The 20,490-nt window shown below is 72.1% G+C and carries 15 protein-coding genes and 1 pseudogene; 12 read left to right on the forward strand and 4 right to left on the reverse strand.

The window, feature by feature from the left end:
* Window positions 1-21: 21 nt before the first annotated feature.
* The 4 genes from IPT68_RS26105 (at window position 22) to IPT68_RS26120 (ending at window position 4,652) form a co-directional block, all read left to right on the forward strand.
* Window positions 22-618: a hypothetical protein gene (locus tag IPT68_RS26105; RefSeq protein ID WP_189701131.1), complete on the forward strand. Its 597-nt coding sequence runs from the start codon at window positions 22-24 to the stop codon at window positions 616-618.
* 192 nt (window positions 619-810) lie between these two features.
* Window positions 811-996 carry a hypothetical protein gene (locus IPT68_RS26110; protein WP_189701130.1) on the forward strand — a complete coding sequence of 62 codons (186 nt, stop codon included), beginning with the start codon at window positions 811-813 and terminating at the stop codon, window positions 994-996.
* Window positions 997-1,352: 356 nt separating this feature from the next.
* The gene (locus IPT68_RS26115; RefSeq protein WP_189701129.1) at window positions 1,353-4,424 is read left to right on the forward strand and encodes a helix-turn-helix transcriptional regulator; all 3,072 of its coding nucleotides are present in this window, start codon (window positions 1,353-1,355) and stop codon (window positions 4,422-4,424) included.
* A gap of 36 nt (window positions 4,425-4,460) precedes the next feature.
* Window positions 4,461-4,652, forward strand: coding sequence for a DUF6191 domain-containing protein (locus IPT68_RS26120; RefSeq protein ID WP_189701128.1), 192 nt, complete (start codon window positions 4,461-4,463; stop codon window positions 4,650-4,652).
* A gap of 64 nt (window positions 4,653-4,716) precedes the next feature.
* Here the strand turns inward: IPT68_RS26120 and IPT68_RS26125 are convergent, their stop codons facing one another.
* Complete coding sequence (locus tag IPT68_RS26125; RefSeq protein WP_189701127.1) at window positions 4,717-5,916, reverse strand: PQQ-dependent sugar dehydrogenase; 1,200 nt, start codon at window positions 5,914-5,916, stop codon at window positions 4,717-4,719.
* Window positions 5,917-6,016: 100 nt separating this feature from the next.
* On the reverse strand, window positions 6,017-7,015 hold the full coding sequence (locus tag IPT68_RS26130; RefSeq protein WP_189701126.1) for an aldo/keto reductase: 999 nt from the start codon (window positions 7,013-7,015) through the stop codon (window positions 6,017-6,019).
* 75 nt (window positions 7,016-7,090) lie between these two features.
* On the opposite strand from IPT68_RS26130, the gene IPT68_RS26135 reads away from it, so the two are divergent.
* The 6 genes from IPT68_RS26135 (at window position 7,091) to serA (ending at window position 17,063) form a co-directional block, all read left to right on the forward strand.
* Window positions 7,091-8,041 (forward strand): 2-hydroxyacid dehydrogenase, encoded by a 951-nt coding sequence (locus IPT68_RS26135; RefSeq protein WP_189701125.1) that lies wholly within the window; start codon window positions 7,091-7,093, stop codon window positions 8,039-8,041.
* A gap of 222 nt (window positions 8,042-8,263) precedes the next feature.
* Window positions 8,264-11,488 (forward strand): putative bifunctional diguanylate cyclase/phosphodiesterase, encoded by a 3,225-nt coding sequence (locus IPT68_RS26140; protein WP_373300726.1) that lies wholly within the window; start codon window positions 8,264-8,266, stop codon window positions 11,486-11,488.
* A 242-nt stretch (window positions 11,489-11,730) separates the two neighbouring features.
* Entirely contained in the window at window positions 11,731-13,578 is a 1,848-nt protein-coding gene (locus tag IPT68_RS26145) for an acetolactate synthase large subunit (RefSeq protein ID WP_189701123.1), read from the forward strand.
* A gap of 21 nt (window positions 13,579-13,599) precedes the next feature.
* A complete protein-coding gene (gene ilvN, locus IPT68_RS26150; protein WP_030614411.1) occupies window positions 13,600-14,124 on the forward strand; it encodes an acetolactate synthase small subunit in 525 nt (174 codons plus the stop codon).
* Between the two features lie 119 nt (window positions 14,125-14,243).
* Window positions 14,244-15,242 carry a ketol-acid reductoisomerase gene (gene ilvC, locus IPT68_RS26155; protein WP_189701122.1) on the forward strand — a complete coding sequence of 333 codons (999 nt, stop codon included), beginning with the start codon at window positions 14,244-14,246 and terminating at the stop codon, window positions 15,240-15,242.
* Between the two features lie 231 nt (window positions 15,243-15,473).
* Window positions 15,474-17,063: a phosphoglycerate dehydrogenase gene (serA, locus tag IPT68_RS26160; RefSeq protein WP_189701121.1), complete on the forward strand. Its 1,590-nt coding sequence runs from the start codon at window positions 15,474-15,476 to the stop codon at window positions 17,061-17,063.
* A 76-nt stretch (window positions 17,064-17,139) separates the two neighbouring features.
* On the opposite strand, the pseudogene IPT68_RS34285 reads toward serA, so the two are convergent.
* Window positions 17,140-17,476, reverse strand: a pseudogene (locus IPT68_RS34285) (MFS transporter); the annotation flags it as partial.
* 87 nt (window positions 17,477-17,563) lie between these two features.
* On the opposite strand from IPT68_RS34285, the gene IPT68_RS26165 reads away from it, so the two are divergent.
* Window positions 17,564-18,154, forward strand: coding sequence for a TetR/AcrR family transcriptional regulator (locus tag IPT68_RS26165; protein WP_189701120.1), 591 nt, complete (start codon window positions 17,564-17,566; stop codon window positions 18,152-18,154).
* 54 nt (window positions 18,155-18,208) lie between these two features.
* On the opposite strand, the gene IPT68_RS26170 is transcribed toward IPT68_RS26165, so the two are convergent.
* A complete protein-coding gene (locus IPT68_RS26170; RefSeq protein WP_189701119.1) occupies window positions 18,209-19,387 on the reverse strand; it encodes a PucR family transcriptional regulator in 1,179 nt (392 codons plus the stop codon).
* 164 nt (window positions 19,388-19,551) lie between these two features.
* On the opposite strand from IPT68_RS26170, the gene IPT68_RS26175 reads away from it, so the two are divergent.
* A complete protein-coding gene (locus tag IPT68_RS26175) occupies window positions 19,552-20,478 on the forward strand; it encodes a proline dehydrogenase family protein (protein WP_189701118.1) in 927 nt (308 codons plus the stop codon).
* Window positions 20,479-20,490 lie beyond the last annotated feature (12 nt).

The raw sequence follows: 20,490 nt of genomic DNA on the forward strand, positions 1-20,490 counted from the left end.
CGGCGTCCGTACGGTGCGGGCATGGGAACCAGGACTGTGGACGAAACGGGCGCCGCGACCGGCGCCGAGACTGAGGCGACCGACGGCGAGGACCAGGTGAAGAAGGCGGCGGACGCGGAGGCGGCGGACGCCAACCCCACCGCGCACGCCACCACCGGGGCGGAGCCCGGCACCGAGGACGGTGACGAGCGGCCCGAGGCGTCCGAGGCCGAGGAGAGCGGACCGACCGGCGTCGGCCAGGGCGCCGGAGCCGTCGTCTCCGCCGCGCTCGGCGTCGTCTCGCTCACCGGAAGCTGGGTCGGCACCGTGGCCTCCGCGCGCGAGTCGCTGATCGGCCAGCTGCAGACCTCGCAGTCCTCCAGCGTCGCCACCATGGTCAAGGAGGGCTACGGCGACGCCTGGGCCGCCAACGCGTTGTGGGCCGGCGTGTTCGCGCTGGCCGCGCTGATCGTCGGCGTCGTGGTCCTGGCCCGCCCCGCGTTCGGCGCCCCCGGCAGGCCGCAGGCTCCGTGGATCAAGTCGGTCGCCTGGGCCGGCATCTCCCTCGGCGTGATCGGCCTGCTCCTGGCCGTCCTGAAGTACACCGGCATCCTGCTCGGGCTGCCCGCCACGGGCTGAACCCCGCCGCACCGAGGGGTCTTAGGGCGCGCGCAAGGCACTTACGCGCCCCTGAGGCCCCTCACCCGCGTGTAAGGCCCCGGCGGCCTCGGAAGATGCGGAACTCTCCCGATGTGGCGGACCCCCCTGGGAGACGAGTGTGGAGACATTGCGGCAAGCGATGACACACACCGACCTCATCGGGGAGACGAGATGTTCGAGTACGAGGTTCACCGCACGCGTTCCGCCGAACTGCTCCGCCGGGCCGAGCGGGAGCGACTGGCCCGCGAGGCCGTACGCCGCGCCCGCGCCGCCCGCCACGAAGCGGCGGAACGCTCCGCGGAGAGCGAGGCGCATACCGGCCGCCCACGAGACAACCGCTTCCCGCGGGTCGCGTGAGCGCGGGGCGGGGCGGGGGCCTGGCGAGGGCCGCGGGCAACGACGAGCCGCCGGCGAGCGGTGGGCCGGGCGAGCCGATCACGGCGGCCGGCCGGGACGGCCGGCCGGCCGCGTCCGAGCGTCACCGTCGGGCAACCGACGCGCACCGCACCGCCGTACCGGCGCATGACGGGGCCGACGCCCCAGCAGCGCCCCCACGAGCTCGCGCCCTGGCGCAAACCGACGCCGCCGCGCCGGCAGCGGACCCGCGAGCGCCGGGCGCCCGCACGAAGCCCGGTACGGCCGCCCGAGCAGCGCCCCCGCGAGCGCCGGGCGACCCCGCGAAAACCGGTGCCGTCCTGTCGGACCCTCGTGCGATGCTCGGGGGCGTGGAGACCAGGTCCGTCAGTCCGGTGTTCGTCGGCCGCGCCGAGGAGTTGGAGACGCTGAACGAGGCGCTCGCCCGCGCCGCCGGCGGGGGTGGGTCCCAGGCGTCGGACACCGTGGGGGAGCCGCAGGCGTTGCTGCTGGGCGGTGAGGCCGGTGTCGGCAAGACCCGGCTCGTCGAGGAGTTCGCCGCCCGGGCCGCCGCCAGGGGAGCCGTGGTCGCGCTCGGCGGCTGTGTCGAGATCGGCGCAGACGGGCTGCCCTTCGCCCCGTTCTCCACCGCCCTGCGCGCACTGCGCCGCGAAATGCCCGCCGAGCTGGCCGTCGCGGCAGCCGGTCAGGAGGAGGAACTGGCGCGGCTGCTGCCCGAATTGGGCGGCACGGGAGCCCGGCGGCACGACGAGGAGGGCATGGCCCGCCTCTTCGAACTCACTGCCCGTCTGCTGGAGCGCGTCGCCGCCGACCGCACCGTCGTGATCGCCCTGGAGGACCTGCACTGGGCCGACGCCTCCACCCGGCACCTGCTCGCCTACCTGTTCCGCACCCTGCGCACCGGCCGGCTCGTCGTCCTCGCCACCTACCGCTCCGACGACATCCACCGCCGCCATCCGCTGCGCCCCCTGCTCGCCGAACTCGACCGGCTCCGCACGGTCCGCCGTATCGAGCTGGCCCGCTTCAACCGTGCGGAAGTGGCCTGCCAGATCGCCGGCATCCACGCCGCCGAGCCCGACCCCGCCCAGGTCGACGCGATCTTCCAACGCTCCGACGGCAACGCCTTCTTCGTGGAGGAACTCGCCGTCGCCGCCCACGAGGGCTGCTGCACCGGCCTCACCGACTCCCTGCGCGACCTGCTCCTCGTCCGTGTCGAGGCGCTGCCCGAGAGCGCCCAGCGGGTGGCCCGGATCGTCGCCGAGGGCGGCTCCACCGTCGAGTACCGGCTGCTCGCCGCCGTCGCCGGGCTCGCCGAGGACGACCTGATCGAGGCCCTGCGCGCGGCGGTGAACGCCAACATCCTGCTCGCCGCACCCACCGGCGACGGCTACCGCTTCCGCCACTCCCTGGTCCGCGAGGCCGTCGGCGACGACCTGCTGCCCGGCGAACGCTCCCGCCTGAACCGCCGCTTCGCCGAGGCCCTGGAGGCCGACCCCGCACTCGTCCCCGCCGACCAGCGCGTGACCCGCCTGGCCAGCTACTGGTACCACGCGAACGACGCCGCCAAGGCCCTGCCCGCCGTCCTCGCCGCCTCCGTCACCGCCCGCCGCCGCGACGCCTACGCCGAGCAACTGCGCCTGCTGGAACGAGCGATGGAGCTCTGGGACGCCGCCCCCGAGGACGTACGCGCCGGGCTGCGCCCCGTCGACTACACCGAGTCCTACCCTCCCTGCGGCTGCGACCCGGCGACCACACCCCTGCGCTACCTCGACCTGATGGCCGAGGCCGCCGTGGCGGGCCGCTTCTCCGGCGAGCGCGAACGCGCCATGAAGATCATCAGGCGTGCGCTGAGCATCCTGGAGGACGAGGACGACCCCCTGCGCGCCGCCTGGTTCTGGACCCAGCGCTCCCGGCTGGTGCAGGCACTGGCCCGCGGCGACGGCCGCCAGGAACTGGTCACCGCTCAGGAGCTGTTGCGCGGTCTGCCGCCCTCCGAGGTGCACGCCGAGGTGCTCACCACCGTCGCCAACTGGTCGATGCTGCACCAGCCCGGCCCCGAGGCCCTTGCCGCCGCCGAGCGCGCCGTGCAGTACGCCCGCATGGTCGGCACCCGCGAGACAGAGCTCAACGCCCGTCTCACCCTCGGCGGCCTCACCCTCGACGCGGGCGACGTCGAGGAGGGGCTCGCCGAGATGTACGAGGTCAAGGAGCGGGCCCTGCAGGAGGGCTACCCCTATGTCGCCGGACGCGCGTACGTGAACCTGCCCGCCGAGCTCGAATCCATCGGCCGTTCCCGGGAGGCCGCGCCGATCCTGGAGGAGGGCGCCGCCTACGCCCGGAAGTACGGACTGCTCGACAACGAGGCCTGGGTGTGGGCCAACCTCTCCGAGTCGCTGTACCACCTCGGCCGCTGGCGGGAGGCGGAGCAGGCGGCGCTGAAGGTTTTCCTGCGCGGCCGGAACGCCAAGCCCCAGGGCTCCGGCGCGCTCTGCCTGGCCCATCTCGCCCTGGGCCGCGGCGACGTGCCCGAGGCCGGACGTCAACTGCACGCCGCCCGCGCCGCGTTCGGCACGCACGACCCCATGCCCCAGCAGTGGCTGCCGATGGCCACCATCGCCGTCGGCGTCGCCGCCGTGGAGGGCCGCATCCTCGACGCCCGCGCCGAACTCCACGCCGCCCTGGACGCCGGCACCCCGCCCGGCACCCGGCAGTACGGCTGGCCGCTGCTGCTGGCCGCCGCCACCGCCGAGGCCGACGCCCGCGCCCTGCCCGCCGCCGCGCAGGGCCGCGCCGAGGCGCTCGAGCGCATCCGCACCGCGGTCAAGGCGCTCGCCACCGAGGCACCCGTCTGGCTCGCCCACGAGCGGTGGGTCCACGCCGAACTCCACCGCGCCGAGGGCCGCGCCACCCCCGACACCTGGACCCCGGTCGTCACCGCCTTCGAGCACCTGGACCGCCCCTACGACCTCGCCCGCGTCCGCCACCGCCTCGCCGAGGCCCTGCTCGCCACCGATGCCACGGACCACCGCGAGCGCGCCACGGAGCTGCTGCGCCTCGCCCACGCGGTCGCCGGCCACCTCGGCGCCCGCCCTCTCACCGACGCCGTCACCTTCCTCGCCCAGCGCGCCCGCCTCGGCCTCACCCCGGAGTCGGAGCGGCGGCCCCGCACCGACCCCGCCGAGGCCCTGGGCCTCACCACCCGCGAACGCGATGTGCTCCGCCTGGTCGCCGACGGCCGCACCAACCGCCAGATCGCCGAGGAACTGTTCATCTCCCCGAAGACGGCAAGCGTCCACGTCTCCAACATCCTGGCCAAGCTCGGCGTCTCCGGCCGGGGCGAGGCGGCGGCGGTGGCGCACCGGCTGGGCCTGTTCCGGTCCGCGACGCTCACCACGCGGACGCCCGGCTGAGGCTTACGCTGAACAGCGACCGGCCGAGGAGGCTACGTGTTCAACGTCTTAGAGGAACTGTTCGCACCCGGCCGCAAGCACACCCGGGACGAGCAGAACCGTCTGGCACTGACCCGGGAGGACGTCGGCGACGGCGACCCGGGCCGCGGCCCGATAGACCTGGCGTCCGGCAAAGTGGTGGTACGGCCCCCGGGCCCCACCGAGGACGAGCCCCCGACGCCCGACTGAGGGCCCCGCGTCGGCCGACCTCCCGCGCGAGGGCCGCACCGACCGGAGTCCCGGCCGCAGGACACTAGCTGACCTCCAGCTCCAGGATCCGGTCGTCTCCGTCGCCCGGGGAGCCCCGGCCGTCGGTCTCGCTCGTCACCAGCCACAGTTTGTCGCCGCCGGCGGCGAGGACGGTGCGCAGGCGACCGTGGTCGCCCTCCAGGAACGGCTGGGGGTCGGCCGAGGCCTCCGTGCCGTTCAGCGGGATGCGCCACAGACGCTCGCCGCGCAGTCCCGCCATCCACACGGAACCCTCGGCGTAGGCGATGCCGCTGGGCGACGCCTCGTCCGTGCTCCACTGCGCTGCCGGATTCACATACCGGGAGTCGTCGGACCTGCCCTCGACCTCCGGCCAGCCGTAGTTGCCGCCCGGCTCGATCGCGTTCAGCTCGTCCCAGGTGTCCTGGCCGAACTCCGCGGCGAACAGGCGCTGCTTCGCGTCCCAGGCGAGGCCCTGGACGTTGCGGTGGCCGTACGAGTACACCGTCGAGTCCGGGAACGGGTTGCCCGGGGCCGGCTCGCCCTCGGGAGTCATGCGCAGGATCTTGCCGCCGAGCGACTCCTTGTCCTGCGACAGGCCCTCCTCGCCGCTCTCGCCCGTGCCCGCGTACAGCATCCCGTCCGGGCCGAAGGCGATCCGGCCGCCGTTGTGGATGAAGCCCTTGGGTATCCCCCGGAAGACCGTGTCGGGGGCGCCCAGCTGTTCACCGGTGGGCTTCCGCTCGTCGTACAGCATGCGGACGATGCGGTTGTCCGAGGCCGAGGTGTAGTACGCGTAGATCATGTGGTCCGAGGCGTAGTCCGGGGAGAGCGCGAGGCCCAGCAGGCCGCCCTCGCCCGCCGGTGACACCCCGGGCACCTCGCCCAGCTCGGTCTTGCGGCCCGTCTCCGTGTCGACGCGGGTGATCGTGCCCTCGTCGCGGGAGGACACGAGCAGGTCGCCGACGGGCAGCGCGGCCAGGCCCCAGGGGCTGTCCAGGCCCTCGGTGACCGTGCGCAGCACCTTCACCGAGCCCTTCGCGGGCGGGGTCTCCTCGGCCGTCCTCCCGGAGCCCGGCGACTGCGCCGTCGTACGACTCGGCGTAGCGCTCCCCTCCGGGGAGGCGCCTGCGTCGTCGGAGGAGCAGCCGGCCGTGAGCAGGAGGGCGGCCGCGGCCAGAACGGCCGTCACAGCTCGACGTTGCACGATCTCGGTCCCTTCGACGCGGCGGGTTCTCCTTGTCATACACCGCTCGCGCCTCACAGGTTCCCGGTCACCGAAACCCGAACCGGGGACGACGGCGGAACATCGTGAAGCCGCAGGTCGGCCGAGCGCGGGGGACACGTCAGTCCCAGGACCCCTGCGCCCTCGGCAACCCCGACACCTCCGCCAGATCCTGGGCCGTCAGACGCACCCCCACCGCCCCGGCGTTCTCGGTCACCCATCGCTCCCGCTTGGTCCCGGGCACCGGCACCACGTGCCGCCCCTGGGACAGCACCCACGCGAGGGCCACCTGGGCCGGGGTGACGTCCGCGCCGTGGCGGGCGGCGACGCGGCGCAACCCTGCCACTATCGGCTGGTTCGCGGCCATCATCTCGGCCGTGAAGCGCGGGTGGCGGGCGCGCATGTCGTCCGGTTCGAAGCCCTCGCCCGGCGTGAGCGTGCCGGTCAGGAAGCCGTTGCCGAGCGGCATCGCGGCCAGGAAGCCGATGCCGCGGGCCTCGCACCACGGCAGCAGCGCGTCCAGCGCCTCCGGCGACCACACCGACAGCTCCGCCTCGACGGCGCTCACCGGGAAGACCTGCTGGACGCGCTGCAACTGCCGGATCGTCGCGTCGTGCAGCCGCGTCCCGGACCGGCGTCCGCCGCGCGCGCCCACGGCGCACACCCCCAGCGCCCGCACCTTCCCGGCCCGCACCAGGTCCGCCATCGCGCCCCACGTCTCCTCCACGGGGACCTCCGGATCCGCGCGGTGGAGCTGGTACAGGTCGATGACGTCGGTCTGCAACCGCCGCAGCGAGGCGTCGCAGGCCCGCTTCACGTATCCGGGGCGCCCGTTGGCCACGATGTGCTGCTCGCCCACCAGCAGCCCCACCTTGGTCGACAGGAATGCGTCGGCCCGCCGTTCCTTCAGCGCCCGTCCCACCAGCAGCTCATTGGTGAACGGGCCGTACATGTCGGCCGTGTCCAGCAGCGTCGAACCCAGATCGAGCGCCCGGTGCACGGCCCTCAGCGACTCGTCGCCCCGCTGCCGAGACGTGCTGTACGCCCAGCTCATCGGCATGCACCCGAGTCCGACGGCCCCCACCGCGAGCGCCGCCGCGCCGATCGTCCTGCGCTCCACCTGCCCGTAACCCTCCCTCTTCCGGCCCCCAACCTAACCTCCGCATCGCCCCGCCCCTCACCTAGCCTCGTGACCATGACTGCTGACGTATGGCTTCCCATCCCGCCCGAGGACATCGAAGGGCTTCCGGACGGGCCGGCGTACCGCTTCTGGGACGGAGCGGAGACGTTCCCCGCGGACCCGGCCGACTGCTCCTTCTACGTCGTCCCCTACATGAAGCCCTCCGAGGTCGTCGTACGGCCGATGGCCGGGATGGCGTCCGTGCAGGTCGTCCAGACGCTCTCCGCGGGAACCGATCATGTCGAGCCGGGGCTCGGCGACCTGCCCCCGGGGGTGCGCCTGTGCAACGCGCGCGGAGTGCACGAGGCCAGCACCGCCGAACTCACGCTCACCCTGGTCCTCGCCGCGCTGCGCGGCATCCCCGACTTCGTACGGGCACAGGACAAGGGCGAGTGGCTCGGCGGTTTCCGGCCGGCCCTCGCCGACAAGACCGTGCTCATCGTCGGGTACGGCTCGATAGGCGAAGCCATCGAGGACCGGCTCACGCCCTTCGAGCTCGCGCGGGTGGCGCGCGTCGCGCGCTCGCGGCGCACCACGGCGCGCGGTCCCGTGCATCCGCTCACCGAACTGCCCGCACTGCTCCCCGCGGCGGACGTGGTGATCCTTTCCACGCCGCTGACCGACTCCACGCGGGGGCTGGTGAACGACGAGTTCCTGGGGCGGATGAAGGACGGCGCGCTGCTGGTCAACGTCTCCCGCGGTCCCGTCGTGGACACGAAGGCGCTGCTCGCCGAGCTGGAGAGCGGCCGGATCACCGCGGCCCTCGACGTCACCGACCCCGAGCCGCTGCCGGCCGGACATCCCTTGTGGCAGGCGCCCGGTGTGCTGATCAGTCCCCATGTCGGCGGCCCCACGTCCGCGTTCCTGCCGCGCGCCAAACGGCTGCTCGTGGACCAGTTGCACCGTTTCATGAACCGGGAGCCGCTGCGGAACGTGATCCTTACGACGGGCGCGAAGGGTGCGTAGAACCGCCGACAGGGCCGACGCCTGACCCGGTTCGGGCACCCTCCGCAATCGTCCGGACGCGTTCAGTGGTGCGTTCGCGCTGGTGGTCACGGAGCGTAGAGAAGCTATGTCCCTGAGTGACGAGACTGGTGTATCGTCCCGACAGGGGCTGCGCCGCGCACCGTTCGGCGCCGGGGATGGACATTTCAGACTGCGAGGGGGGCGACGGGCGATGCACGGCCTATGGACGAACGATCCGACGAGGCGGGGCCGCCGACGGCGGCCCTGGCGCACGGCCACGCGACGACGGGGCCATCACGCCAGTCACGGCGCGCACCACAACCATCACCACCGCAGGCACAGCAACCGCAAGAAGCAGGCCCACTGCGCGGCCCGGGACGCACGGGACGCGGGCGTGGCGGGGACCGGGTGGGCCCGGTGAACGCGCCCTCGCCGCCCACGACCGCCCTCGACCACGCGCTGCGGCGGCAGTCCGCGCCGCGCACCCTGCTGCCGCGGCCGTCGGCCTCCAGCGACGGGTCGGGCGTGTACCACCAACTGGTCCTGGCCCTGCTGTGCGCGGGCTATGCCGTCGGCTCCGCGGTCGGCTGGGGCTCACAGCGTCTCGCCCTGATCATGGGCGACTTCGGGCTGAGCGCCGCGGCGGGCGCGGCCGCCGTGTCCTGCTTCGTGTACGCGCGCAGCCGCCGGGTCCGGTTCCGCTCCGCCTGGCTGCTGTTCGCCCTCTCCTCGGCGATGGCCGCCGTGGGCAACGGGGTCTGGGGTTGGTACGAGGTCGTCCTGGGACGGCCCGTGCCCAGCCCCAGCTACGCCGACCTGTTCTTCCTGTGCTTCGCGCCGCCCGCCATCGTGGGCCTGCTGGTCCTCGCCAAGCGGCCGGTGACGAAGGCGGGCTGGGTCTGCCTCGCCCTGGACGCCTGGCTGATCGGCGGTTCCCTGGTCACCCTGTCGTGGAGCCTCGCGCTCGCCCAGACGGCCAAGGGCGGCGGCCCCGGCGTCGCCCACACGGCGCTGTCGCTGGCGTACCCGCTGCTCGACATCGCCCTGGTCAGCATGGTGCTCGCGCTGCACTTCCGGCGCTCGGGCACGAACCGCTCCGCGGTGAACACCGCGATCGGCGCGCTCGCCCTGACCGTGATGTGCGACGCCCTGTTCACCTCACCGCTGCTGCACGACAGCTACAGCTCCGGCCAGTTGCTGGACGCCGGCTGGTTCGCCGGCTCGCTGCTCCTGGCGTACGCCCCCTGGACCTCCCGGCGCCCCGGGCGGCCGGGCGGCGGGCCGCACACGCGCGTGGTGCACGAGCACATGCCCGGGCAGCGCGGCGGCGGCCACCCGCACCCGCCCGCACAGCAGGGTGAGCACGGCCGCTATCCGGCCACGCGGCCGCTCACCGGCTCGCTGGCCGCCCTCACGCCGTACCTGGCCGCCGCCGTGTGCACCCTCGGCATCCTCTACAACGTGCTCAACGGCCGCAGCGTCGACCGCGTGGTGCTGCTCACCGGGGGCACCGTCGTGCTGGCGCTGGTGGTGCGCCAGGGGATCATGCTGCTCGACAACATCACCCTCACCCAGGAACTGGCGCAGAAGGAGAACCACTTCCGCTCCCTGGTGCAGGGCTCGAGCGACGTCATCATGATCGCCGCGCCCAACGGCATCCTCCGCTACGTCTCCCCGGCCGCCGCCGGGGTCTACGGGCGCCCCGCGGAGGACCTGGTGGGGACCGAGCTGGCCGAACTCATCCACCCGGAGGACCTGGGCTGCGTGGTGCACGAGGTGCGCCGCTTCCTCGCCGCCAGCCCTTCGGAGGAACCCACTACGCGCATCGAGTGCCGTTTCCGGTCCGGTGAGGGCGGCTGGCTGAACGTCGAGTCGACCGTCAACCGCCACCACGGCGGCCTGATCTTCAACAGCCGGGACGTGACCGAGAGAGTGCGCCTGCAGGCGCAGTTGCAGCACAACGCCGAGCACGACCCGCTCACCGACCTGCCCAACCGTGCGCTGTTCACCAAGCGTGTGCAGCAGGCCCTGTCCGGCAGGCGCAGCACCGACCGCGGTGCCGCCCTGCGGGGCACGGCGGTGCTCTTCATCGACCTGGACGGCTTCAAGGCCGTCAACGACACGATCGGGCACCAGGCCGGGGACGAGCTGCTCGTCCAGGCCGCGCGCAGGCTCCAGGAGGCGGTCCGCAAGGGCGACACCGCGTCCCGGCTGGGCGGCGACGAGTTCGCGGCCCTGATCGTCGGGGACGGCGCCCGGGACCGGGCCGCCCGCGAACGGCACATCCTGGAACTCGCCGACCGCCTGCGGGTGACGCTCTCACAGCCGTACCGCATCGACGGCAACGATGTCCGCGTCGCCGCGTCCATCGGCGTCGCCTTCGCGGAACCGGGCCTCGGCGCGGGCGAGCTGCTGCGCAACGCCGACCTCGCGATGTACCGCGCGAAGTCGGCCGGCAAGGGCCGGGTCGAGCTGTACAAGCCACAGATGCAGCAGGACGTCGTACGCAAGGCGGAACTGGCCACCCGGTTGCGGGCCGCACTGCACGACGGCGAGTTCACCCTGCTGCACCAGCCGGTGGTGTGCCTGGAGGACGGCCGGATCACGTCGGTCGCCGCGCAGGCCCGCTGGCGGTCGTCCCAGGGGGTGCTGTTCACGCCCGCGGAGTTCCTGCGCGTGGCCGAGGACGGCGACAGGACGGCCGAGCTGGGCCGCTGGATGCTGCAGAAGGCCGTGGAACAGGCCGCCGAGCGCGCCGCGACCGGCCACGCCGTACCGGTCACCGTCCGGATGCCCGCCCGTCGGCTGCTGGACCGGTCGCTGCCCCTCGGTTCCGTCGAGGCGCTGCTGACCCGGCACGGGCTGCCGTCCGGGGCACTGATCGTCGAGCTGGCCGACATCGACGCCACGATCCCCCTGGACGACCTGGAGCGCCGTCTGGGCACCCTCAGAAGGCTCGGGGTGCGCATCGCGCTGGACGGCTTCGGCGCCGGCTGCCCGGCCATCACGGCCCTGAGGCGGCTCCCGCTGGACGTGCTGAAGCTCGACCGCGGCCTGGTCGAGGGCGTCGTCGAGTCCGCGCGGCTCCACAAGATCACCAGTGGGCTGCTGCGCATCGCCGGCGATCTCGGGCTGCAGTCCGTGGCGGACGGCGTGGATCTGCCCGAGCAGGTCGTCGCCCTGCGCGCGATGGGCTGCACGCACGGGCAGGGCATGGCCTTCTCCGGGCCACTGGACGAGTACAGGCTGCGCCGGGCGCTCACTTCCGGCCACTGTCCGGTGCCGAACGGACCGTCCGCACCCGCCTTCGCGGGCGGCGCCGCGAGCCCTTACGCCGGTGGAGTGACCACCGTCTTCGGAGGAGCCACGCCCATCACCACACAGGTCGGCACATCCCTCGCCACCCCCCTGCGCTCACATAATGAGACTCCCGTCCCACCCACTTGACAGTGGGTGCGCGCCGGGGGAAGGTCAGTGCCATGCGCACCCGAATTCTCGTACTTGGACAGCGCGTCGGCTGAGCTGGGACCCACCGGAGGACGATCCGGAAGGTCCAGCGACCACACCGGCGCGCTCCCCTCGCTTGCCTTACGGCACGAGGGGTTTTTTGTTGCACAGGCACCTGCCGAACAGCAGTCGCACACCGTACAAACCTCGCAAAAACCCTCAGCATCGAGAAGAGAATGCCGATGACCGAGCAGGCCACCGGGGCCCATCACCCGCAGCCGCGGCCCCGATCCGGAGGACAGCAGTCCGCCCCCGAGCACGTCACGGGCGCGCAGTCCCTCATCCGCTCTCTCGAGGAGGTCGGCGCCGACACGGTATTCGGCATTCCCGGCGGCGCGATCCTTCCGGCGTACGACCCGCTGATGGACTCCGGCAAGGTCCGCCACGTCCTGGTGCGGCACGAGCAGGGCGCCGGTCACGCGGCCACCGGCTACGCGCAGGCCACCGGCAGGGTCGGCGTCTGCATGGCGACCTCAGGCCCCGGCGCCACCAACCTGGTCACGCCGATCGCCGACGCGCACATGGACTCGGTGCCGCTGGTCGCGATCACCGGCCAGGTCGCCTCCAAGGCGATCGGCACGGACGCCTTCCAGGAGGCGGACATCGTCGGCATCACCATGCCGATCACCAAGCACAACTTCCTGGTCACCAAGGCCGAGGACATCCCCCGGGTGATCGCGCAGGCGTTCCACATCGCCTCCACCGGCCGCCCCGGACCGGTCCTGGTCGACATCGCCAAGGACGCCCTCCAGGCGCGGACCACCTTCTCCTGGCCGCCCACCATGGACCTCCCCGGCTACCGTCCGGTCACCAAGCCGCACGCCAAGCAGATCCGCGAGGCCGCCAAGCTGATCACCTCCGCCAGGCGGCCGGTGCTGTACGTCGGCGGCGGTGTCATCAAGGCCAAGGCCACCGCCGAGCTCAAGGTCCTCGCCGAGCTCACCGGAGCGCCCGTCACCACCACCCTGATGGCGCTCGGCGCGTTCCCCGACAGCCACCCGCTGCACGTGGGCATGCCCGGCATGCACGGCGCGGTCGCCGCCGTCACCGCCCTGCAGAAGGCCGACCTGATCGTCGCCCTCGGCGCCCGCTTCGACGACCGCGTCACCGGCAAGCTGGACAGCTTCGCCCCGTACGCCAAGATCGTCCACGCCGACATCGACCCGGCCGAGATCGGCAAGAACCGCGCCGCCGACGTGCCGATCGTCGGGGACGCCCGCGAGGTCATCGCCGACCTGATCCAGGCCGTGCAGAAGGAGCACAGCGAGGGCCACCGGGGCGACTACGAGGCCTGGTGGAAGGATCTCGGCCGCTGGCGCGACACCTACCCCCTCGGCTACGACCAGCCCGAGGACGGTTCGCTCTCCCCGCAGCAGGTCATCGAGCGCATCGGCCAACTCGCCCCGGAGGGCACGATCTTCGCGGCCGGCGTCGGCCAGCACCAGATGTGGGCCGCGCACTTCGTCCAGTACGAGAAGCCCGCGACCTGGCTCAACTCCGGCGGCGCGGGGACGATGGGGTACGCCGTCCCGGCCGCGATGGGCGCCAAGGCCGGGGTGCCCGACCGGGCCGTCTGGGCGATCGACGGCGACGGCTGCTTCCAGATGACCAATCAGGAGCTGACCACCTGCGCCCTGAACAACATTCCGATCAAGGTCGCCGTCATCAACAACGGCGCCCTCGGGATGGTCCGCCAGTGGCAGACCCTCTTCTACAACCAGCGGTACTCCAACACCGTGCTGCACTCGGGCCCGGACGACGTCAACCCGCAGGCGCGCGGCACCCGCGTCCCCGACTTCGTGAAGCTGTCGGAGGCCATGGGCTGCTACGCCATCCGCTGCGAGGACCCGGCCGACCTCGACAAGGTCATCGAGGAGGCGAACTCGATCAACGACCGCCCGGTCGTCGTCGACTTCATCGTCCACGAGGACGCGATGGTGTGGCCGATGGTCGCCGCCGGCACCTCCAACGACGAGATCATGGCCGCCCGCGACGTCCGCCCCGACTTCGGCGACAACGAAGACGACTGAAGAGAGAGCTGAGTCAAGAACATGTCCAAGCACACGCTCTCCGTCCTGGTGGAGAACACGCCGGGCATCCTCGCCCGGATCGCCGCCCTGTTCTCCCGCCGGGGCTTCAACATCGACTCGCTCGCGGTCGGCGTCACCGAGCACCCCGACATCTCCCGCATCACCATCGTGGTGAACGTCGAGGACCTGCCGTTGGAGCAGGTGACCAAGCAGCTCAACAAGCTCGTCAACGTGCTGAAGATCGTCGAGCTGGAGCCGGGGCAGGCGGTGCAGCGCGAACTCGTTCTGGTGAAGGTGCGCGCCGACAACGAGACGCGCTCGCAGATCGTCGAGATCGTCCAGCTGTTCCGCGCCAAGACCGTCGACGTCTCCCCGGAGGCCGTGACCATCGAGGCCACCGGCAGCAGCGACAAGCTGTCGGCGATGCTCAAGATGCTGGAGCCGTACGGCATCAAGGAACTGGTCCAGTCCGGCACGATCGCGATCGGCCGCGGCGCGCGTTCGATCACGGACCGCTCGCTGCGCGCGCTGGACCGATCGGCGTAACGATGAAAACCGGGCGGCCCGTACAGCCGGGTCGCCCGTATGGCGAGACCCCGAACCTTCCCCTCCTCCCGCCGTCATACGGTGGGACGCAACATCTGCACTCCAAGGAGAGACCCAAAGTGGCCGAGCTGTTCTACGACGCCGACGCCGACCTGTCCATCATCCAGGGCCGCAAGGTCGCGGTCATCGGTTACGGCAGCCAGGGCCACGCCCATGCCCTGTCGCTGCGTGACTCGGGTGTCGACGTCCGCGTCGGTCTGCACGAGGGCTCCAAGTCCAAGGCGAAGGCCGAGGAGCAGGGCCTGCGCGTGGTCACCCCGGCGGAGGCCGCCGCCGAGGCCGACGTCATCATGATCCTCGTCCCGGACCCGATCCAGGCCCAGGTCTACGAGGAGTCCATCGCCCCGAACCTGAAGGACGGCGACGCGCTGTTCTTCGGCCACGGCTTCAACATCCGCTTCGGCTTCATCAAGCCCCCGGCCGGCGTGGACGTCTGCATGGTCGCCCCCAAGGGCCCGGGCCACCTGGTGCGCCGCCAGTACGAGGAGGGCCGCGGCGTTCCCTGCATCGCCGCCGTCGAGCAGGACGCCACGGGCAACGCCTTCCCGCTGGCGCTGTCGTACGCCAAGGGCATCGGCGGCACCCGCGCCGGCGTCATCAAGACGACCTTCACCGAGGAGACCGAGACCGACCTGTTCGGTGAGCAGGCCGTCCTGTGCGGCGGTACGGCCGCTCTGGTGAAGGCCGGTTTCGAGACGCTGACCGAGGCCGGCTACCAGCCGGAGATCGCGTACTTCGAGTGCCTGCACGAGCTGAAGCTGATCGTCGACCTCATGTACGAGGGCGGCCTGGAGAAGATGCGCTGGTCGATCTCCGAGACCGCGGAGTGGGGCGACTACGTCACCGGTCCGCGGATCATCACCGACGCCACCAAGGCCGAGATGAAGAAGGTTCTCGCCGAGATCCAGGACGGCTCCTTCGCCCAGAACTGGATGGACGAGTACCACGGCGGTCTGAAGAAGTACAACGAGTACAAGAAGCAGGACTCCGAGCACCTGCTGGAGACCACGGGCAAGGAGCTGCGCAAGCTGATGTCCTGGGTCGACGAAGAGGCGTGAGGCTCAGGTGAACGGGGCCGGAGCACACCGCTCCGGCCCCGTTGTCCAACCCGTCGAACACGGACGGGTGATCCTTCCGCAGAGGCGCGGGAAGACCCACGCAGCGCCACTAGACTGCCGTACTACATACGCGTCAGGCCCACAGCGTCGTGCGTCTTCCACGCGGCTAGCACCCCTCCACCGCCTGCGGCCGTCGGGACGGCCGTCCGCATTGGACTTGTGAGGACTCACGTGAGCTCGAAACCCGTCGTACTCATCGCTGAAGAGCTGTCGCCCGCCACCGTGGACGCGCTTGGACCGGACTTCGAGATCCGGCACTGCAACGGAGCGGACCGAGCCGAGCTGCTCCCGGCCATCGCCGACGTGGACGCGATCCTGATCCGCTCCGCCACCAAGGTCGACGCCGAGGCCATCGCCGCCGCGCACAAGCTCAAGGTCGTCGCACGAGCCGGTGTCGGCCTGGACAACGTGGACGTCTCCGCCGCCACCAAGGCCGGCGTGATGGTCGTCAACGCCCCCACCTCGAACATCGTGACCGCCGCCGAGCTGGCCTGCGGTCTGATCCTGGCCACCGCGCGCAACATCCCGCAGGCCAACGCCGCGCTGAAGAACGGCGAGTGGAAGCGCAGCAAGTACACGGGCGTCGAGCTGGCGGAGAAGACCCTCGGTGTCGTCGGTCTCGGACGGATCGGCGCGCTGGTCGCCCAGCGGATGTCCGCCTTCGGCATGAAGGTCGTCGCCTACGACCCCTATGTGCAGCCCGCGCGGGCGGCGCAGATGGGCGTCAAGGTGCTGTCGCTGGACGAGCTGCTGGAGGTCTCCGACTTCATCACCGTCCACCTGCCCAAGACCCCCGAGACGCTCGGCCTGATCGGCTCCGAGGCGCTGCGCAAGGTCAAGCCGAGCGTGCGGATCGTCAACGCCGCGCGCGGCGGCATCGTCGACGAGGAGGCGCTGTACTCGGCGCTGAAGGAGGGCCGGGTCGCCGGCGCCGGCCTCGACGTGTACGCCAAGGAGCCCTGCACCGACTCGCCGCTGTTCGAGTTCGACCAGGTCGTGGCCACCCCGCACCTCGGCGCCTCCACCGACGAGGCGCAGGAGAAGGCTGGTATCGCCGTCGCGAGGTCGGTCCGGCTCGCCCTCGCCGGTGAGCTGGTCCCCGACGCGGTGAACGTCCAGGGCGGTGTCATCGCCGAGGACGTCAAGCCGGGCCTGCCGCTCGCCGAGCGGCTCGGCCGGATCTTCACCGCGCTCGCGGGTGAGGTGGCCGTCCGGCTGGACGTCGAGGTGTACGGCGAGATCACCCAGCACGACGTGAAGGTGCTGGAGCTGTCCGCGCTCAAGGGTGTCTTCGAGGACGTCGTCGACGAGACGGTGTCGTACGTCAACGCCCCGCTGTTCGCCCAGGAGCGCGGCGTCGAGGTGCGGCTGACCACCAGCTCGGAGTCGCCGGACCACCGCAACGTCGTGACCGTGCGCGGCACCCTCGGCGACGGCGAGGAGGTGTCGGTGTCCGGCACGCTCGCCGGTCCCAAGCACCTCCAGAAGATCGTCGCGGTCGGCGACTTCGACGTGGACCTCGCGCTGGCCGACCACATGGTCGTCCTGCGGTACGAGGACCGGCCGGGCGTCGTCGGCACGGTCGGCCGGATCATCGGCGAGGCCGGGATCAACATCGCCGGGATGCAGGTGTCGCGGGCGGCCGCCGGTGGCGAGGCGCTGGCGGTGCTGACCGTGGACGACACGGTGCCCTCCGGGGTGCTGGCCGAGGTGGCCGCGGAGATCGGTGCGACGTCGGCCCGGTCGGTGAACCTCGTCTGAGGCGACCGTCGTGGTGACCGCCCCACCGGGGGCGGCCGCCCCCGGACCGCCGCTTCGGCCCTGAACGGGCCTCGTCCTACACGCCGGACGGGCTGGCTTGACCAGCTCGTCCGGCGTTCTCCGTGCAGGCCTGCTCGCGCCCCCGGGTCGGCGCAGCGTCACCGACGCCAGAACCGCCGCCCCGACGAGTACGGCCGCGCCCGCGAGCGCCGTGCCCCGCATCCCGTCGGTGAACGCCGCCCGTGCCGCCGTCGCCAGGGCGTCTCCCGCGCGCTCCGGCAGCCGGGCGGCGACGGCAGCGCGCCGCCCAGGGTCTCGTGCGCCGCGTCCGGGGCCGAGTCCGGCATCTCGTGCCGGTAGACCGCCGTACCGACGGAGCCGAGGACGGCCACGCCGAGGGCGCCACCGAGTTCGCCTGCGGCGACTGTACGAACGCATTAAACGTTTGTCTAGTACGTACGTTTAATACGAACGTATATGAGCCGCGCTACGATGCCGCCATGGGACACCGTGAGGATCTGCTGGAAGGCGCCAAGCGCTGCCTGCTGGAGAAGGGCTTCGTGCGCACCACCGCACGCGACATCGTCCGGGAGTCGGGGACCAACCTGGCCTCGATCGGCTACCACTACGGCTCGAAGGACGCGCTGCTCGCGCAGGCCTACGTGTCGCTCGTGGAGGCGATGGGCGATGCCTTCGAGGGGGAGGGGCAGGGCGGCGAGATCAGCGGTGCGCCCGGTTCGCTCGACCGGTTCGAGAACGTCTGGTCGAACATCATCGCCACCATGCGCGAGCCCGGTTCGATGTGGCGGCTCAGCATGGAGATCGTCGCGATGGGCGACCAGCTGCCCGAGGTGCGCCGGCACCTCGTCCTGGCCCAGCGGGACGCCGGCCGTGGGCTCATCCCGCTGCTGATGGGCGGACGCGAGGAGGACGTGCCGGACGAGTCCGTGGACACCCTCGGCAAGTTCTACGTCACCCTGATGACCGGCCTCATCGCCCAGTGGACCTTCGACCCGGAGACGGCGCCGACCGCGGAGCAACTGACCGAGGGCCTGCGGCAGGTGGTCACCGAGGCCACGCGGCGGACGTGAATCCCGCTGTCCGGGCCCACGCGGAGGACGTGAACCCCGCTGGGCGGCGTCCCGTCAGAGCCGTGCCCCCTTCAACACCATGTGCAGCAGCAGCCGGTCCTCCCCGTCGTCCAGGTCCAGGCCCGTGAGCTGCTCCACCCGGGACAGCCGGTAGTACAGCGTCTGGCGGTGGATGCCCAGTTCGGCGGCCGTGCGGGCGGCCTGGCCCGCGCAGTCCAGGTAGACCTCTGCCGTGCGGGCGAGCTCGTGGTGGGTGGGGGAAAGGAGCGGGGCGATCGCGGGGTCGTGGGCCGACTCCGGGGGAAGGGCGGTCAGGAGGCGGTACGGGCCGATGCGGGACCACTCGGCCACCGGCCCGAGGCGGGGTTCGGCCAGGGCCGCGCGGGCCGCGGCCGTCGCCTCCTGCCAGGCGGTGCCCAGGTCGGCGAGGCCGGTGAGCGGGTCGCCCACGCCGGCCCGGGCGCCCTCCTTCAGCAGTCGGTTCGCCGCCGTGAGCGCCGGGGCGCGCACATCCGTGGAGCGCAGCCGGACCAGGACCGCGAGGCTCTGGCCCGTCGTCCCCCAGGGGATCGTGCACAGGGCCGTCGTGTGCGGCACCGCGCGGGCCGACGGCGCGTCCTCCGGGTCGGCGGACGGCCACGGCGCCACGCACACCACCGCGTGCGGGCCCTCGCCGCGCGGGCCGAGGGCCGTGCGCAGGGCGGCCACGGCCATGTCGCGCTGCCAGCCGCGCTCCGCCGTCAGCACCGCCCGGAACTCCCGGGTGAGGTCGGCGCCGGCCTGGGCCTCGTCGGCGAGCAGCGCGCCGATCCGGCCGGTCACCTCCATGGCGGCGGCGAGCTGGTCGTCCGTGGGCCCGGGCTCGCCGTCGAGCAGCCAGACGTAGCCGAGGACGACCCCCCGGTGCCGTACCGGAAGGCAGATGCGGCCCCGGTGCACGCCCGCCTCCGGAGTGCGCGGGATCCGTACCGGGCCGGTCGCCCGGGTGATGCCGAAGCCCTCGAACCAGGCCCGGACGGCGGCTGTGGAGCGGCGGGTCAGGATCGAACGGGCGCGGACCGGGTCCAGGGCCGAGGGATCGAGGTCGCCCTCGCTGTCGTAGGCGCCGAAGGCGATCAGCTCGAAGTCGCGGTTCTCCAGTGTCGCGGGGGCGCCGAGGAGCTCGGAGATCTCGTCGACCAGCTCCTGGTAGTCACCCCGGTAATCGGCCGTCACCCGGGCATTCTCCCCCATGCACGGGAGGACTTCATACAACTGTCTGAGATCTGCGGCACGGATGCGTGACAGCTGTCGATGGCCGACGATCGGAGGGATCCTTAGGTTTCACGGTGGTTCTCCGTGCCGTCCCGGAATCGTCCGGTGCCGGCCTTGTGTTGGTTGTGTTCTGGAGGTGCCCCGTGCTGGGTCCCGTGATTCTCGCCGCGTCGCGCAGCGACCGGATGCGACGCCTGATTACGGCGGCTCCGGGGACGAAGCAGGTCGTCGACCGCTTCATCCCGGGTGAGCGGGTGGACGACATCGTCCCGATCATCGAGGACCTCACCGGCCGAGGCCTGGAGCTGACGATGGACGTCGTCGGCGAGGACATCACCACCCCTGAGCAGGCCGCCGGCGCCCGGGACGCCTATCTGGAGCTGATCGACCGGCTCAAGCCGCTGGAGCTGGGCGAGCGGGTCGAGATGTCGGTGAAGCTGTCGATGTTCGGCCAGGCCCTGCCCGGCGGCCACGAGCTGGCGCTCGCCAACGTGCGCCCGGTCGTCGAGGCCGCCGCCGAGATCGGGACGACGGTCACGCTGGACGCGGAGGACCACACCACCCTCGACTCGATGTTCGCCATCCACGAGGAGCTGCGGAAGGACTTCCCGCAGACCGGCTGCGTCATCCAGGCCTACCTCTTCCGCACCGAGGCCGACGCCCGCCGCCTCGCCGCCGACGGCAGCCGCGTCCGGGTGGTCAAGGGCGCGTACAAGGAGCCCGCCGAGGTCGCCTACCAGCAGAAGCACGAGATCGACAAGGCGTACGTCCGCGTCCTGCGCATCCTGATGGAGGGCGAGGGATACCCGATGGTCGGGTCCCACGACCCGCGTCTGATCTCCATCGCCCAGGAGCTCGCCCACCGCGCCGGGCGCAAGCTGGACGAGTACGAGTTCCAGATGCTGTACGGCATCCGGAGCGAGGAGCACCTGCGGCTCGCGGCCGAGGGCCACCGTATGCGCGTGTACACCGCGTACGGCACCGACTGGTACGGCTACTTCATGCGCCGTCTCGCGGAGAAGCCCGCCAACCTGCGGTTCTTCGTCCGCTCCATGGTCACCAAGGGCTGAGCCCCGCACCAC

It is taken from the genome of Streptomyces chromofuscus (assembly GCF_015160875.1).
GTDB classification, from domain to species: Bacteria; Actinomycetota; Actinomycetes; order Streptomycetales; family Streptomycetaceae; genus Streptomyces; species Streptomyces chromofuscus.

Bases quoted from the DNA above. Each gene is read 5' to 3' on its own strand.
- IPT68_RS26105 (WP_189701131.1), top strand. From the start codon at position 22: ATGGGAACCAGGACTGTGGACGAAACGGGCGCCGCGACCGGCGCCGAG.
- IPT68_RS26110 (WP_189701130.1), top strand. From the start codon at position 811: ATGTTCGAGTACGAGGTTCACCGCACGCGTTCCGCCGAACTGCTCCGC.
- IPT68_RS26115 (WP_189701129.1), top strand. From the start codon at position 1,353: ATGCTCGGGGGCGTGGAGACCAGGTCCGTCAGTCCGGTGTTCGTCGGC.
- IPT68_RS26125 (WP_189701127.1), bottom strand. From the start codon at position 5,916: ATGACAAGGAGAACCCGCCGCGTCGAAGGGACCGAGATCGTGCAACGT.
- IPT68_RS26135 (WP_189701125.1), top strand. From the start codon at position 7,091: ATGACTGCTGACGTATGGCTTCCCATCCCGCCCGAGGACATCGAAGGG.
- IPT68_RS26140 (WP_373300726.1), top strand. From the start codon at position 8,264: ATGGACGAACGATCCGACGAGGCGGGGCCGCCGACGGCGGCCCTGGCG.
- IPT68_RS26145 (WP_189701123.1), top strand. From the start codon at position 11,731: ATGACCGAGCAGGCCACCGGGGCCCATCACCCGCAGCCGCGGCCCCGA.
- ilvN (WP_030614411.1), top strand. From the start codon at position 13,600: ATGTCCAAGCACACGCTCTCCGTCCTGGTGGAGAACACGCCGGGCATC.
- IPT68_RS26165 (WP_189701120.1), top strand. From the start codon at position 17,564: ATGGGACACCGTGAGGATCTGCTGGAAGGCGCCAAGCGCTGCCTGCTG.
- IPT68_RS26170 (WP_189701119.1), bottom strand. From the start codon at position 19,387: ATGGGGGAGAATGCCCGGGTGACGGCCGATTACCGGGGTGACTACCAG.